Below are 16334 nucleotides of genomic sequence, written 5' to 3' on the forward strand. Positions count from 1 at the left end.
AAGATACATGGATGTCAGCAAAATGAAAGTTTCACACGACAATATAGAAACATTTATTTATACCCCTGGTAAATACTTAATAATTCCTGATTTCCAGAGACCATATTCTTGGGACAAAGCTAATATCGCTTCTTTTATAGAGGATCTTAAATATGTAATGGAGAAAGACATAAATCACTTCTTCGGCAGCATAGTTTATATAAATGATGGCCATAATAAGACAATTATTGATGGACAGCAAAGAGCTACAACTGTACTTCTTATGCTTACAGCCTTATATCACATAATAGAAAGTAACTCTTCTTTGTCCAATATACCTGCGGAAGCTATCAGAGAACAATATCTTTATAACAGCCAACCTTACAGTGAGGAACAAAACAGAATTAAACTGCGGACTGTCACAACAGATAATGAAATTTTTGAACTAATATTTGAGAAAAAAAAATTAGTGAATAATCAAAAGGGAAGTAAATTGTATCAGGCATATGAACATTTTTATGCATATTTTAAGGAAAAAGATACCTTACATAAATATATAAATGCTTTATCTAAATTTGAAATTGTTACAATTGCTCTTGATTCCTCAGACGATAATCCACAAAAAATTTTTGAGAGTATTAATTCAACAGGAAAACCATTAACTGATGGAGATAAAATCAGAAATTTTGCCTTGATGCTTAACAATGAAAAATCTCGTAATTTTGTTTTAAAAGATTATTGGAAAAAAATAGAGCAAGAATTAACAATAGCAAATAAAGATTATATATCTGACTTTTTCAAATATTTCCTTATAAGTAAACTATGCAAGGATATAAAAATTGAAGAGGTTTATCCTGAGTTTAAAAATTTATTTCTATCGAGTAAGGCGGGTAAAAAAGATGAGATCGATTACCTTAGAACATTTTACGATGAGGTTGTTTCTTTTTTAGAACATTATATTTTTCTTAAATTTAATAAAGATGTTGATAATTATTCCAATACTATTAAGGAATGCGGATTTAGATTAAATTATTTAACCATTGAAACACCATTTCCTTATCTAATGCAGGTACTAGAGCAATATAAGCAAAGTGCTATTGATGAGAACGAAATTATCAAAATATTCAGAATAATTGAAAGTTATTTAGCTCGCAGAATTATCTGTAACATACCGACAACTGGATTAAATAAGCTTTTCTCTGGGCTACACAAGGAAATAAAAAATTTATTACAACAATATCCCGATCAAAAATATTACGACATATTAGCATACGTAATAACTAATAAGTGGGGTGGCCTTAGAATGCCTAAAACGGCAGAGATAAAATATGCTGTTGAAAATAATCCTATTTACACTCAACGCAATAACTATATTTATTTTATATTGAGTTCAATTGATGATAGATCCAAAGAATCAAACTTATTACGGCAAATTTCAAGTGGTGAGATCGAGTTAACAATAGAACATATTATGCCAAAATCACTTAATAACTCTTGGAAAGAATCCTTAGGTGAAGAATATGAAGATGTTCATAAAAAATACTTACACACTTTACCTAATCTAACTCTTACTGGATATAATTCAAAATACTCAAACTCGGATTTTCAAGCAAAAAAATCTATGGCAAATGGATTTAGTGAAAGTCCTCTAGTAATAAATAAATTTATAAAAAATATGGAGAGTTGGAAGAGAGAATCCCTAGAAATAAGAAGCGAATGGTGGGTAAATCAAATCGATGAATTATGGCCAATTCCAGAATCATTATTCAAACCTGATACTAAAGAAAAAGAATTATATTTGATGGAAGATAACGATTTTAGTAACTCAAAAATAAAAGATATTATTATTTTGGGCGACTCTTATAATTGCAATAAATGGACTTTAGCTATGGAAATTATTTTAAGTAAATTTTTTCTACTTGAAGATCAACTCTACGATTTTATAGTATCAGACTCATACTTGTCCAAATATATCAAAGCCGAAGATAATGGCTTTAGGCGCTCATCTACAATAGAAGGAACACGATATTTCTATGAAACAAATTTAAATGTTAATAAAAAAAGGGACATAATTGTGCGTTTGGCCGATTATCTAGGATTAGAAAAAACAGATATCAAAGTAATTTTAGCTGATTGAATATAAATATGGTTTGTATGGAGTAACTTTTCGCCCTTCAAATTTATATATCCGTATTTACGTTTAAGAACCTGAACTAAATGACCAATCTATTCAGTGCATACAAATTTTAGGTATTAATCTCAAAACAACTAATTATTACAGCAAAAGCAATACGTAACTTTAAAATTATTAGCTATTTTAAGCTTGCTACTTATATGGTCAGTATATGTAGGCGAAAAGCAAAAAAATGTAAGCATAACAGTTACTCCTTATGTTATGAATTACACCCTCCGACTATAACAAAAAAACTTGATGGTGCAAATAATTTTTTTATTGGATTAAACCTGAAACCAAGGGAGCAATTTTCACTATAGCATCATGAAACCCTGAGATTTCAGCAACTTTTTCAATTTTAGACCAAATGTATCCTACAATAGTTTTATCAGGGCTATTTTTTGCTAATTGATCTTTTAACGTTTCTATATCAACTGAAACTTCAAGCTTTTGGTTATCATCCAAATTACTTTTAGCGATAGTTTGCTTTAATGTTTCTAACTCATCGTGAAGAGGCTTATAATTTACATTTACAATATTACCATTACCAATGTTGATAATACTGCCTTCACCACCAATATTTATTCCCGGATATCTGATATTTTCACGATAATCAGAAGGAGCTTCTAATTTATCTATTCCAGCCGAAGAGATCACATACCAAGTTAAACTTGAAGGAATAGTATTTCCTTCTTTTGTTTTAACCGTTTTGGTTATTTCTGACTCATTAATCCATCCTTTATCTATTAAATAGGTCAGATTTGCAATAACCTCTTTTGGAGAAAGACCAAAGCAATCCTTTAATCCTTTTTTAATTTCACTAATTTTAGCTTCAGAACCATTTTTACCACGTCGACTTTTAGCAGAAGCATTTCTATCATAAAACCACTGCAAAATTTGGTCTCGAATTTTATCATTCGGATTCATGAGCTGTCCTTAATAACATCTTAAATTATTCCTTATTACTGCGACACAGCTGCGACACAAAAACAATTTGCTTTATAAAAATTTCATAACTTATTGATTCTACAATGCCGTTGCGCGGAATCGAACCGCGGACCTATTGATTACGAATCAATTGCTCTACCAACTGAGCTACAACGGCTTAAAGAAAAGTATACTTAAGATTGCTTATGTTGCAATACCACTCCCAAGGTCCAATCGATATTCTTGCTATTGGGCATGAAATTCACTTTCTGGTAACTCTTAAGTCCATAGCCGTGCACTAACAAGGCATAAAGGTAAGAAGGTAGCATGCAGTACTTGAAAACCATGAGATTATCTGGAAAGAGCACTTCAAGAGTTGACCATTTTTGATGGCAAATATTTTGATCTGCAAAGGAAATAAGATCACGATTGGTAAAATATTGATTGTCCAGAGAAAACAGTTTGTCATTCAGCATAAAGGTAATGCCGCCCAAAATATACCATTTTTCAATAGGGTTAGCGGCTAAAACCGATTTAATCTTTCGGCTCACTGAATGAACGCTATTGACTAAAATGGCAATTTCATCTTTGCAAGCATAGGCATCGCCTCGAGCTTGGCGCCCGCTTGGCAGTTCGTATTCCTCTGGAAAGCAGAATTTTAAATCAAAAAACTGATGGCCCATTTCATTCTGACCAAGACCAAGAAAACTATGAGAGAAAACCGTAAATTCCTTGCCGTAGAGGCGAATTGTGGTTGTATGCTCATGATCCACAAAAGAGGGATTTACAACAGGAATAACAATCTGAACAGATGCTCCGCCAATATCCATCACACCAGCTAAAGTTTGGGACTCTTGTTGAAACAGGTTTAGTTGATAATTGGTTGCGAGCCAGGCAAAAATACCTTCCTCTGTACCAGAAATCGTTCTTGCAGTTACAAGTCGCCAGTAATATTGCCTGTCAAACCACTCAGCTACCAATTGATTGACGTTTCTGTGGTGAGTTTTAGGTAACAATCTCATGCCTGCTGTGGAGTAAAAATAAACTGGCATTAAAACAGCTGGAGCATCTGAAAATAGCTTCTCCATGTAGGCTGAAACCGATTTGTTTTCATACTCAATTGTAGATAATCCGGGAACGGCTTTTCGGTTCCAAATCTCTCTAATTGCAATGGGTGTGTTTGTTTCATCCAAATCATAGGCATAAATACGTAATCGTGAACTGGAACTTCCAGCATCAATTACTGCAATGCAATGATGATTGATACAATCAGATTTGTCCGCGTAAGCAGATAAAGGCAGAAACAAAGAGATACAAATTAACACGATCCATCGCAACATAGTCTTTCCTTAATTCACCTCAAATAACGCATTTATCCTACATTAATTGTTTTTTTTGGTCAAAACAGGAACTTAATTTGCGAATAAAAGCGAGACATCTGGAAATCCATATCAATGTGAAACTCATTTTTCCATCAAAATGAAGAAAGATAAAAAAATAAAAATTAATGAAATTGTTTCTTTTAAAAGTTCAAAATTTATGCTATAAACGCGAAATTTTTCATTTTGGGGCGTCATTATTAGCTACTTCCATATAGCAAAAATGAGAGTTATCAATAAGATGAAAAATATTTTTTAATCTGGAGCAGTTTTAAATTTATATGGATAAATATAACATTAGCTCTATTATTTTTTACTAACATAGTGAGAAAAAACAGCCCGTGAAGACTAATATTCCAACCCTATCAAAACCCATTAAAGACAGTGGTTACAGACGAGGTTTAAAAGATCGTCATGTCCAACTGATTGCACTAGGTGGAATTATCGGCTCAGGATATTTTTTAGGAACCGGTGAAGTAATTAATCTTGTTGGCCCCTCTGTGTTTATTGCCTATTTACTAGGTGGGTTAATTATTTACCTAACCATGTTATGTATGGGTGAATTAGCAGTCGCCATTCCAATTTCCGGCTCTTTTGTTACTTACACTTCTGATTTTATATCCCCAACTGTCGCTTGCGGTGTCGGGTGGTCATATTGGATTACCTGGGTCGCCTATATCCCCGCAGAATGTGTTGCGGGAGGGATCATAATGGAATTGTTTACTGGGGTGAGCGGTTACATATGGGTGGTGTGCTTCGGGTTAATTATTACCTATATTAACCTTGCTAAAGTAGATACGTTTGGTGAAATTGAATTCTGGCTCGCCTTAATTAAAATTATCTCGTTACTCGCCTTTGTTTTCTTGGCAATACTAATTTTCTTTGGCCTCATTCATGGATCAGAACCACCCGGTATAATAGGATTTAAGTACCTGTTAGGCGATGGAGGTCTTTTACCCAATGGGGCAATGTCGTTGTTGACAGCCATGGTTCTTTTGCTGGTTAATTATCAAGGATCTGAAATCATAGGACTTGCAGCGGGAGAATCTGAAAACCCTGCCCGAATGATCCCTCACGCCATCCGTAACGTTACTTTCAGAATCCTGTTTCTCTACATCATTCCAGTATTTTGCCTGGTTTTAATTTTTCCCTGGCAAAAGGCGGGGTTATCCAACTCAGTCTTCGCTGATGCGCTTAATTTCTACGGCTTGAAATGGGCAGGAGCAGTAACGAGCTTTGTCACTCTGTCTGCAACATTATCCTGCGCTAACTCCGGGTTTTATGGTGCTGTGCGTTCTTTAAATGCTTTGGCACGTGATGGTATGGCTCCACATGTTTTAGCCAAATTTAATCAAAACTCTGTTCCTCAGAATGCCGTTATTGCGACACTGATTGGAGTTTGGATTCTTTTGGGTGTGGGTTACTTTTTTGGCCAAACGAAACTCTATATCGCTTTATTATTAGTATCCGGTTTTACCGGAACCCTGGCTTGGCTTTCTTTATGCGTTGCTCAAATTAGCTTTAGAAACCGTTTGTATAAAGCCGGTTACTCCATTAAAGATCTCCGTTATGTAACACCTTATTCACCCTATACTGGAATTCTTGCTGTTATTTTGATGGTTGGCTCCTTATTTTTCTTACTGCTAAATAAAGATCCCATCTATAAATTATCATTTATTATTGGTGTGGTGAGTTTCATAATACCTGTCATCATCTATAAGGTCTTTGATTTATCCAAGGTTAGGAAAAAAGCTTTGCATGTGAAAAGTCGGGTGAAATTTCAGGATTTGTTTCCGCCACAGTAAATTAAACTTTACTTTTTGAAGTGTTTTGGGCGTGCCAGAATTTATTTTGCACGCCTCACTCATAAAGTCACAGTAATTACCTGCATCAATCAAAAATATTGTTATATACCAAACTTTACCTCTGTTTCAGGAGAATAAAAACGCTCTTTAATCAATTGATAAAACAGGATTTTAACCTCTGGAGTGATAGTCACAGGAGAAGTCAATAATTTATCCATGTCGGGGGCAACCTGTTTCTTTGCAAATAAGCCTGGCCATTTGTTTGAAATAGACAAAAGCGGGATTTGATTTTCTTTCTCTGAAATTGATACCTCATCCAGTTTAAATTGATGAGTTATTAATTGGACCATTTCAGCTAAACATCGGCAGTCTTTCACACATTTGTTGTAATCAGTTAACCGTGATTTAAAATAAGATTGCATATCCTGTTCCGTACACCCTAGCAGCAAGGGGCTTTTAACTTGAAACAACCTCATTAACACTTCAATTTCAAAAATACAGGCATTTGCTTCAGTATTGGGAATTTTGGCAGCCACATTAAAAGCATGACCAGTTTCATGAACAATAGCACCAATAATTTTGATCGCCGGCTGGGAAAGTAAATAACTTTTAAAAACTATTGTTTTATTTTCAACCCATTTTTCATGAGTTGTACGCATTAACTTGTATGTTTTAGAATTTACAAAAATTGCCGGATTATTACCTACCCCTAAAAACGCACTGGGAGGGACAACATCGATTTCCAATTCAGGGATTAACCCATTAGTACCATTATCAAGTCCATCTTTACCCAACTTCCTACATTCCGAAATAAGTTTTTGTATATGCTCCAAACTTACCATAATACCCCTCCTTATTGTAAGAAATCCCTGCGATCATAAAGAAATCAAAGATAGCAAACTGATCAAAATATGCTTCACATCAGACCATTATTTGGTATTGAAATTATTCAGTCAATATTTTTTATGAATTATTTGAATATACTTTCTTCTTTAAGGTGAATTTGAGATATTTCTGATGCTTTCATTTGCTTAATGAAAGTAAATTCTTGAGTTAATAAAAACTTTATCCATGTAGTTAATTATATTAACTATAAAAATTGTCCTATTAAATTGAAAATCTATATGAAAAGACTGAAAAAATAGGCTTCATCATTTGAATTAAATATTTGAAAACAGTAATTTTTCTTAACAAAATCCATACATAATTTACTAAATAGAAACTTTTACATGGCAATACCTTGATTTCTTTACCCATTATTGATACTATTTGGTCAATTAATTATCTTTTATCAAGGTGGGTATAAAAATGGGTGGCTTAACTAGCGAGCAATATCATAGTCAAGTAGTCGGTAAAATCGGATATATCGGCAGATGCATGCAAACTATTGATCCTGAAAATAATTTGAAACAATTAAGAGAAGATTACCAAGATGTATTGATATGGGCAGAGAAAAATTATCGTTTTGAGGAAATATTGGAAGCCAGCAAATCTGGAAAATGCCCTAATGATCTGGATGCATTAAGTCGACGATCGCTAATACTCCAAGAATTGCTGCGGCTTGTTTCATCAATTAGTCCCTTTAAAATGAAATTAGACCTGATTGAGTCTCAATATGAGAAAATGAAGCAGCATGTGAATTTATGGAAAAGTGATTACCATGTAAAACTAAATCAACTGAATCAATTAACTGATTACCTCAAAAATGCAGCACCAACTCCTAAAAATAATTTTCTAAGAGCAATGAGCTCTGTATTACAAATGCAGATGGCCCAATATGGGATTACAGAAGATAATGAAGGCATCAACCAGTTGTTTAAACTGGGATTGCATTTGCTCGCAATGGCTAACGAAAAAATAGATGAACAATATCACCTGTTTAAAGGATATGTAAAAGATCAGCCTGAAGAATCTCCTTTTGCAGGCATTTTGCCTGCGGAAGACCAGAAAATTTTAGTCAAAGCTATGATAGATTATGCCATGCCGAAACTTTCAAGCAAGGTTTTACAATATAAATTATCGGCACTATCCAGTTCTGATGTATTAACAAAAACATTACTTGATAGCATCGACAGAATTGTTGAAGAAAACGAAAAATTAAATGCTTTAAGCAAAGTAAAATTAGGTGAATTTAGCCTTGATACCAGTGAAATTGAAGAGATTTACTCTCAAGCACCGGAAATATCACCCAAAAATGCTTTGCAATATACTGCTCAAAAATGCGATGCACGATTGTTAAGCATGACATTTCCTGATTCTGAACAGTACATTGCTGAATCTACCTCGAATAAAGAAGCCAATGCTATTGCTGAAATCATTCATAGCAAAGAACTGATTTATCAAATCATCAAGACAGAAGTTTTTAAACAAGTTGATCCTAATGAGAAAATTCGACTACAAGCTGCAACAGAATTGTATCAGCTTCTTGGGAGAACCATGGATAAACAGATCCATCTTTTTGCCAAGATGAGTCTGGAACAAATCAAGGAATATATTCAAATTAAAACCAAATCAATCCTGGACAAAATTCCTGAAAGAATCGAGTTATTAACTTTTATGGGCTTTGAAATTCCAACTTTCAAGGGAATTGAGACACTTATGACCGACATCTCCCATTCTCAGGATAATGAAACTCTGGCGATAGCCCAAGAATTTTATACAAATATAAAAAATGCCAAGAACCAATTGTTGGGTGATAAACTGATTGAAGACATTACGCCGCAGGATGTAGAGAAATTTTTTAATCAATGTAGTCAATACGGTTCAGAAGCAGCTGAGAAGCTAGCTGACAATCGCCCCGTACTGACAAAAATTGCGGATATTTTGACTGCCATTGCCCGTTGGGCGATTAGTTTAATAGGTTTCAATACGCCACCGCAGTTTTTAGCTCCAACCAGAACATGCGTGGATCAGGTATCTGATGAAATCACTAAAATTAAACTCAAACTTGAAGATACTTTGGTAAGCTTGCAAAAAATGCAGGAAGAGAGCCTAAGCCTTTAATAACGATTAAGTCCACATAAAAAAAATATTTGATATAAGAATTTACCTGTTATCAGATATGTTCTCCCGGATTACAGCTTTCCTGCAATCCGGCGCGCTCTTTATGATGATATTATGCATCATATACCTGCTGATGGGCCTGGTAGGATTAACACAGATTTTACCGCCTTCTCTCCCCAACAATCTTCCGCGAAAAGCATCACCACTACCTAAACTCATGGGGTGAGAGAGTAGATCGAAGTGAAATTAAAATCCCCGCTCAATTCAAGATTAAATGTTCACTAAACATTTAGGGATATTGACTTAGTATTCACCACAACCCAATTGGCATTTTCATTATCATTTTGAATAATTATAAATCAGATGCTATCTTTTAGATATAGGTCTATGAGTGGGGTAGATATCATGACAAGGTCAAATAGCGAACAACTTGAGGAAGAATACCTTAACGCAAGGAGGGAGTATTGTATGGCGATGATGGCTGTACACGACAAAGCAAGGGCATTGCTGAGTGAAACTCCAATAGATGGAAGTATGAAGCAAGCTATAATAAAATCAAGCGGGGTAAAGATCAGGCCTAACGAAACACAAGATGAATTCGATGAGCGCTTCGAAGACGAAATGGGTTTAACGATAAATGACTACGTTGATTTTGCGCTTGATGTATTGGAAAGAAAATTGGAACCCACAAAGCAGAGTATTGTAGCTGCTGCAAATAAAGAACTTGGTTCTCTTACTTCTGGACCATCCGGTTCGGCATGGGAAGATTTTCAACACACAATCCACGAGGGAGCAGAATATAAAACTATAGAAGTGTCTAAGTGTCTCCCTGAGTCTGAGCATTGTATACTAGCTTTTAATCAAGCTAAGCTGGCATTTCGTGATGCAGCCACAAATTTAATACATGCAGAACCAGAAGAGCCAGAAGAGCCAAATCACGGCCCCAGGTTCTAAAACAAAGGTCCAGGAAGATCTAAGAAGCTAAGAAGCTAAGAATTTTTTTTGCTGTTTTTCATTTTACCATCAAATGATGAGAAAATAGCGTTTCAAAATCAACATAAGTAATTGACATAACTCAATCTTGATTTACCAGATTAGGTCTATTGATTAAGCTTCAACCATAGGTTCCAATTGAAACTCAGGCACCAGACTTTTTAATAGAACAAGCAATTCTTCATCCTGATGCTCAATACAAGCTGCCTGCAACATTCGCATGGTTTGTGTCAAATCATTCCAATCTAATTCACGAAACCTTGCTTTGAATAGTTTTTCATGTTTTGTTGAAGTTAACTGTTCAGTCTCATGAAACAACTCTTCATACATTTTTTCGCCAGGACGCAACCCTGTGTATTCAATCATGATATCTCTTCCTGGTTCTTTGCCTGCCAAGCGAATCATTTGCTCTGCAAGATAGCTGATTTTAACCGGCTCCCCCATATCCAGGACAAAAATTTCACCGCCCTCCCCATTCACCATCGCTTGCAAAATCAACTGGCATGCTTCCGGTATAGTCATAAAGTATCTTTGCATATCGGGATGGGTCACAGTCAGCGGACCACCTTCCTGCAACTGTTTTTGGAACAAAGGCACCACACTACCAGCTGAACCCAAGACATTTCCAAAACGAACCGTAATAAACTGGGTTTTAACTCGTGTATTTAAATTCTGACAATAAATTTCAGCGACTCTCTTGGTAGTTCCCATTATATTCGTTGGATTCACTGCTTTATCAGTGGAAATTAAAATGAATTTCTCAGCTCCGAATGTCATACTAGCTTTGGCAACAACCTGAGTACCTATGACATTATTAAACACAGCAACCCGTACTTGATGCTGAAGCATGGGAACATGTTTGTATGCAGCGGCATGAAATACAATTTCAGGTTGAAACCGATGAAACAAGTGATTAATCGCAATTTCGTCTGTCACACTGATTAAACTCAATTCAACAGGGATACCTGGAAAACTCTTTAACAACTCCTGTTCAATGCGATACAGGTTAAATTCACTATTCTCAACAATGGCTATGCTCGCGGGCTCTAAAGCCATAACCTGACGGCACAATTCCGAACCGATTGAGCCACCACCGCCAGTAATCAATATGCGTCTTCCTGCGATTGAGCGAGCAATTTTTTCCCATTCGAGCGTCACTTGATCCCGACCCAATAAATCCTCAATATTGACAGGCCTCAGCGCATTCACTTCAACTCGGCCCGCAGCCAGGGCCGAAATACTGGGTAAAGTACTAAAAGGCACATGGCTTTGTTCACAAAGCGTTACAATTCTTCGCATGGTTGCCGATTTGGCAGAAGGTATGGCAATGAAAATCAAATCCACGTCATACTGATTGACTAATTCGGTAATTTGGTTGGTCGTTCCCAGAACCCGCACTCCATGAACTTCTAATCCTCTCTTGCTTTTATTGTCATCAACAAAGCCTATTGGCCGATAATAACTGCTTCTTTTCAAATCACGCACCAAGCCTTCGCCAGCCTGCCCGGCACCAATCACCAAAACTCTTTTCGTTTCCAATTCCTTGTTTCCTCTGCCAGGCTTATCCCAATGCAGACGGATCACTAACCTTCCCCCACAAAGGATGGTGGCCAGGATAATGCAATACAAAGGAAAAACTGATCTGGGCAGGTGCTGAAGAATTGAAGTCAAGTAAAAAACAGGTATTACTAAAACCATTGCTGTGATAGTAGCCCTCAGTATCCTGATGACATCATTCAGAGAAGAGAAACGCCATAATCCTCTGTAAATTTTAAAATAATAGTAACAACTAATCTGAACAATTGATAATAAAGCTAAAGCAATAAAAGAATGGTTGGATGTCAGACTGCTGGGATATGGCTGCATGTTATAGCGCAACCAGTAAGCGGCATACCAGGCAACTGGTATTGCAGCCACATCAAATAAAATTACTGGGAGTTTTGCAATGATTTTTTTTGTCAATATGATTATTTTTTGCATTATAAAAACCACAGTCTGTAATCCTTTATAAAGGAAAGATGGTACACTATGTTACAGTTTCCCGCATCAAAAATTAGCAAACAATTCATACCTATATTGAGACTCAGCACTGCCAAAAGAAAAAATACCACCCAATTTGTATTCTTTGTGAGTGTCAAGTATTGGTTTCAAACAAGAATCACCGGGAGTATAAATGATCTTTCCTTTATCAATAAGCGCAGTCAAAATAATTATCTGTGGTTTTTCTTCTAAAATCTGCTGGCAAAATAATTCATATCTCTTCACGGCAGGAAATTGTGCCATTTCTTTATTATTCAGGCAGTAAGAATCAATAAAAGTTAATCCGCTTAAAAACGGAATCAAACCAGAATCTGCCAACACCACTCTATCTTGATTCTTGGCATGAGTATTTAACCATTGGACAACACTTTTCCGTAATTGCTCTCCATATACCGGATTTTGACTAAAGTAGCGATAAGCACCAAGGGACATTTTGGGTATAAATAGTAGAGCCAGAAAAAATGAGCTCACATACAATGCCGCTCTAAAGTAATTATCTTGTTTTTTGAAATAGCTTAATAAAAGATAACTGATACCATTCAATGTCAGAGGTAACATAAGAGCAAACGCTGGCAAGAACAATCGATTATCAAAAGCGACAACTGGATCGGCATTCACAAGCATTAATAAATAAATAATACTGGTAGACCATAAAAAATAATGCCTTCTGTCCTGAGCATAAAAACAGGCTGGCAAAGCCAGAATAGCAAATGGCCAAATTAATTTGAGATAATTCAAATCCAATGAATAGGATATGCCATTAAAGCCTTTACAATATACAGAGTTAGGAAAGAATAACCCGTAATAACTCCAACGCCAAAGAAAATAAGGCAGAAACACCAAACCTATAGTCACTGCAAAAGATACCGCCCCTCTCCATGGCTTCTTGCCTGATAATTTATTCCAGTCCCAACCGATTAAAAGAAAAAAAAGAAGCATCAGGGCTGGTGTTTCAGGCCTGGTCATTCCTGCGAATGAAAGATACAACCCGGACAAAACAAAACCACTTATCTTGAATTCACCTCGAGGAGCGGGATAAAAATGATATCCTAACCCGCGAAAAGCAAAATAGACTGAACCGCTAATCAGTGCCTGGTAAACGGTCGTTTCAAGGCCGCTAACTGACCAAATAACTTGTCCTTTGTATAGTAAAAGCCAAATGCACGGGATAAAAGACTCTCGTTTGGTAAACCAAAAGCGGGTGATAAGAAAGATAAAAAGACACGTGGCAAGTAATCCAGCAAACCCGGCGATTTTTAGGGTAAGAACCGGATTAATGTGCAGAATAATTGATATTGCCCCCAAAGCAACAAAGCTGAAATTGGAATAGCCTTCGACCGGCTCAGCGTTTAAATTCCATAATAAGCCATTTCCTGCAGCCCAGTTTTTGGCATACCGCAAAGAAATATACATGTCATCTATAGTGAACGGCCATATGGCCTGGATTTGTAAAACCAGCAAATAAGCAAACAAAACGATAAACAGGCTGTCATACCAGCGCCACTTAGCACTCATCAATTCAATGCCATGAAGGTCAGGATAGCGAAGCACCATAAATTGATTCGAGATAATCGATCACTTAAAAAAATATTGACCGGATCATCATTCTCTACATCCTGAGTGGCAAGCCAGGCAAAACGCCATAGTGCAATAGCAGCAAAAGGTAAAGTTAAAATGAAAAAAAACGATTCTGCTCTGGCATAAACCGTGTAAAACAGATAAGTAATAAAGCAGGCTATTCCTGTAATGACGATAAGTCTTTGCAGAAAAACTGGATTATATCGGCGTAGAACTTTACGGGTTGAATTTTTCAATCCCAACTGCATTTCCAGTTGTCTTTTATTTAGGGCGATAAATAAACTAAGCAAAGTCGCTGCAACAGTTAACCAGGCCGATATAGCCAAATCAATTCCTATTGTTCCCGCCAAAACTCTGAGCATAAATCCCAGGGCAATACAAGCGACATCAAAAACCGGAATCAATTTTAAAACATGGTTATAAGCAAGATTGATTATCAAATAAATAATTAAAATGACCACCAGCTTTTTTGAAATAAGCCAACCCAGCGCAAGTCCAATAACCATCAATAAGAGCATTACAATGATCGCATCAAATAAAGTAACCTGCTCGCTGGCTATAGGCCTGTTGCATTTAAAAGGATGTAGACTATCTTCCGTTCTATCCTGAATATCATTGTAAATATAAACGGCGCTTGCAATAAGACAAAAACATAGTGAAGCCAATAATGCCGGGAGCAAATACCCCGGAACAGGAGTATAAATGAAACCGAGCATAACAAAAATTGCTTTACTCCAGTGCGATAGACGAAGAAGTAAAAGATATTGGTATAACTTATCCATGTAACTTACCCTGATGATTTTATTTGCTAATTCCATCATACAAATCTACCCTTTTCTCAAAAACAGCTAAAACAGTTCTGTCATTTCTAATCAATGTATTAATGACCACCTCAATCAGGCTACAGGACATGGATTTGTTTTAATTTTAAATTAATTACAGCTTATAAGAGTAACATATCTAACTCAAGGCTAAAAATAGTATAATCGCAAAAAAATCATCATTTCAAAAAGTTAAATCATAAATAAAATCTGTTGCTTACCTTATTGCAACAATTTAGTAAAAATTAACCAAATCAGATTGCATTTAACCAGCTAATCGGTAAGATAAAAAACACACAAATAAATTTTCAATGGATATGAGGTTATTATGCGCTATATACTGCCAGCAGGAGCTCTAACCAGCCTTAACTTTTTACGCGATGACTATCAATCAGAAAGAAAAGTGGATTTGGATCAGCCTCCATCTTTAATCGGAGTACCAACTCTTTTTGGAGGCACTGATGTCATATCCAGAGATAAACAAACCAAATTTATAAAAAAAATGATCGTTGTCCTTAGAGCAAATCTGGCAAAAGAGGAAGAAATCACAACCCCTGAACAATGGGAAGCGAATTTAACGGCTTCTAGAGTCGTCATCGCAGCCTGTCTATATGTTCAATCGCAAATTTCATCTCCCAAAAATAACTCCGCATTATATCGATTGATTAATAAGGATTTAGGCATCACTGATACAAATTATCTGGATGATGAAGACAAGGAAATCTGCTTTTTAGCTGCCAATAGAGTAGTCAACTCCTCTTTATCCGCATTTAGCGATGCCAACGCAGCCTTGCGCAAAGCCAATATGAAGCAATTTACCGAGCAGGAGTGGAGTGACTTTTCCAAGTTTGTCAGTAGTGTGAGTGTTAAAAAGGTATCTAGCAATCCTTACTCGAACTATCCTGTCACATCCATTACTCAACCGTTATTCGGAGCCGCTTTTTCTTACACAGGAGCAACGATTGGTTATCTTGGGGGGGATGTTATTAGCCAATCCTCCAAAGCGATGTCGACCAAACTACAAATTACTACCATGGTGGGAAGCAGCCTGCTAATGCTTGGTACAACAGGACCTATGGGCGTGGCGTTGTTCTCTCAGGTTATAGCGAGTAAATTAGTTACGGCATTTTTCAGTATTAGTTTGGCTCATGTTTTAGGAACAACCATGGGTATTCTCGGACAAGGGGTAGGAATGAGCATCGGGTTACCTTTGGATTATGCCTACAGATTAATATGGAAAGCCAGCGCCACTATTATGAATTACTACAGCAACTATCCTAATACCTCTCAAATGACGGGTATTCGTATTGCGGATGGCAAATCCATCATGAACGGCATAGTGATTGAATACACTCCAAGCTCTGATTTAAAAACTGAAGAAGGACAGCAAACAGTTGAAATTACTGAAGAAGGAAAACTTCTTATCAATGGAAAAGAAGTCACTATTCCTGACGGCGGAGTTCAACTTCCACTGGAGTTAATTAATGAATTAAAAGCTCAATTGAAGCTGCAGGAAGAAAAAGTCAGCGAAGAAGATTCTTCCTCTTCCACATTGCTAGCAACTATTTGATGTAGATGAGACAACTATCATTCTGCAATGCAAGTTGAGTAGTGCTATCTGCTCAACTCCACAGGC

11 protein-coding genes and 1 tRNA gene are annotated in these 16334 nt (G+C 36.2%); 5 read left to right on the forward strand and 7 right to left on the reverse strand.

Annotated features, from left to right (window positions below):
• Window positions 1–22 precede the first annotated feature (22 nt).
• The gene (locus tag OQI99_RS06945) at window positions 23–2116 is read left to right on the forward strand and encodes a DUF262 domain-containing protein (protein ID WP_195911478.1); all 2094 of its coding nucleotides are present in this window, start codon (window positions 23–25) and stop codon (window positions 2114–2116) included.
• A 312-nt stretch (window positions 2117–2428) separates the two neighbouring features.
• Here OQI99_RS06945 and OQI99_RS06950 read toward each other — a convergent pair whose 3' ends face one another.
• The 3 genes from OQI99_RS06950 to OQI99_RS06960 form a co-directional block, all read right to left on the reverse strand.
• On the reverse strand, window positions 2429–3079 hold the full coding sequence (locus OQI99_RS06950; RefSeq protein ID WP_040146636.1) for a hypothetical protein: 651 nt from the start codon (window positions 3077–3079) through the stop codon (window positions 2429–2431).
• Between the two features lie 105 nt (window positions 3080–3184).
• A tRNA-Thr gene (locus OQI99_RS06955) sits at window positions 3185–3257 on the reverse strand.
• A 16-nt stretch (window positions 3258–3273) separates the two neighbouring features.
• Window positions 3274–4419 carry a multidrug DMT transporter permease gene (locus OQI99_RS06960; protein WP_265731571.1) on the reverse strand — a complete coding sequence of 382 codons (1146 nt, stop codon included), beginning with the start codon at window positions 4417–4419 and terminating at the stop codon, window positions 3274–3276.
• Window positions 4420–4799: 380 nt separating this feature from the next.
• On the opposite strand from OQI99_RS06960, the gene OQI99_RS06965 reads away from it, so the two are divergent.
• On the forward strand, window positions 4800–6263 hold the full coding sequence (locus tag OQI99_RS06965; protein ID WP_011946060.1) for an amino acid permease: 1464 nt from the start codon (window positions 4800–4802) through the stop codon (window positions 6261–6263).
• 101 nt (window positions 6264–6364) lie between these two features.
• Here OQI99_RS06965 and ravK read toward each other — a convergent pair whose 3' ends face one another.
• Window positions 6365–7105 carry a Dot/Icm T4SS effector RavK gene (gene ravK, locus OQI99_RS06970; protein ID WP_265731572.1) on the reverse strand — a complete coding sequence of 247 codons (741 nt, stop codon included), beginning with the start codon at window positions 7103–7105 and terminating at the stop codon, window positions 6365–6367.
• 466 nt (window positions 7106–7571) lie between these two features.
• On the opposite strand from ravK, the gene OQI99_RS06975 reads away from it, so the two are divergent.
• Together OQI99_RS06975 and OQI99_RS06980 are read left to right on the forward strand one after the other, a co-directional pair.
• Entirely contained in the window at window positions 7572–9266 is a 1695-nt protein-coding gene (locus tag OQI99_RS06975) for a hypothetical protein (protein WP_265731573.1), read from the forward strand.
• A gap of 363 nt (window positions 9267–9629) precedes the next feature.
• Window positions 9630–10220 (forward strand): lpg0967 family Dot/Icm T4SS effector, encoded by a 591-nt coding sequence (locus OQI99_RS06980; protein WP_265731574.1) that lies wholly within the window; start codon window positions 9630–9632, stop codon window positions 10218–10220.
• A 153-nt stretch (window positions 10221–10373) separates the two neighbouring features.
• On the opposite strand, the gene OQI99_RS06985 is transcribed toward OQI99_RS06980, so the two are convergent.
• From OQI99_RS06985 to OQI99_RS06995, 3 genes are all read right to left on the reverse strand, one after another.
• Window positions 10374–12239: a polysaccharide biosynthesis protein gene (locus tag OQI99_RS06985; RefSeq protein WP_416209979.1), complete on the reverse strand. Its 1866-nt coding sequence runs from the start codon at window positions 12237–12239 to the stop codon at window positions 10374–10376.
• A gap of 66 nt (window positions 12240–12305) precedes the next feature.
• Window positions 12306–13853 (reverse strand): protein LphB, encoded by a 1548-nt coding sequence (locus OQI99_RS06990; RefSeq protein ID WP_322783695.1) that lies wholly within the window; start codon window positions 13851–13853, stop codon window positions 12306–12308.
• Complete coding sequence (locus OQI99_RS06995) at window positions 13814–14698, reverse strand: decaprenyl-phosphate phosphoribosyltransferase (RefSeq protein WP_265731576.1); 885 nt, start codon at window positions 14696–14698, stop codon at window positions 13814–13816. Before OQI99_RS06995 ends, OQI99_RS06990 begins: the two co-directional genes overlap by 40 nt.
• 328 nt (window positions 14699–15026) lie before the next feature.
• On the opposite strand from OQI99_RS06995, the gene OQI99_RS07000 reads away from it, so the two are divergent.
• Window positions 15027–16268 (forward strand): lpg0963 family Dot/Icm T4SS effector, encoded by a 1242-nt coding sequence (locus OQI99_RS07000; RefSeq protein WP_265731577.1) that lies wholly within the window; start codon window positions 15027–15029, stop codon window positions 16266–16268.
• Window positions 16269–16334: the final 66 nt, after the last annotated feature.

The sequence above is a fragment of the Legionella sp. PATHC039 genome, from assembly GCF_026191275.1.
GTDB lineage: Bacteria > Pseudomonadota > Gammaproteobacteria > Legionellales > Legionellaceae > Legionella > Legionella pneumophila.

Coding starts and splice junctions, on each gene's coding strand:
- OQI99_RS06980 (WP_265731574.1), top strand. CDS start 9,630: ATGCTATCTTTTAGATATAGGTCTATGAGTGGGGTAGATATCATGACA.
- OQI99_RS06960 (WP_265731571.1), bottom strand. CDS start 4,419: ATGTTGCGATGGATCGTGTTAATTTGTATCTCTTTGTTTCTGCCTTTA.
- OQI99_RS06975 (WP_265731573.1), top strand. CDS start 7,572: ATGGGTGGCTTAACTAGCGAGCAATATCATAGTCAAGTAGTCGGTAAA.
- OQI99_RS06950 (WP_040146636.1), bottom strand. CDS start 3,079: ATGAATCCGAATGATAAAATTCGAGACCAAATTTTGCAGTGGTTTTAT.
- OQI99_RS06990 (WP_322783695.1), bottom strand. CDS start 13,853: ATGGTGCTTCGCTATCCTGACCTTCATGGCATTGAATTGATGAGTGCT.
- OQI99_RS07000 (WP_265731577.1), top strand. CDS start 15,027: ATGCGCTATATACTGCCAGCAGGAGCTCTAACCAGCCTTAACTTTTTA.
- OQI99_RS06995 (WP_265731576.1), bottom strand. CDS start 14,698: ATGATGGAATTAGCAAATAAAATCATCAGGGTAAGTTACATGGATAAG.
- OQI99_RS06985 (WP_416209979.1), bottom strand. CDS start 12,239: ATGCAAAAAATAATCATATTGACAAAAAAAATCATTGCAAAACTCCCA.
- OQI99_RS06945 (WP_195911478.1), top strand. CDS start 23: ATGAAAGTTTCACACGACAATATAGAAACATTTATTTATACCCCTGGT.
- ravK (WP_265731572.1), bottom strand. CDS start 7,105: ATGGTAAGTTTGGAGCATATACAAAAACTTATTTCGGAATGTAGGAAG.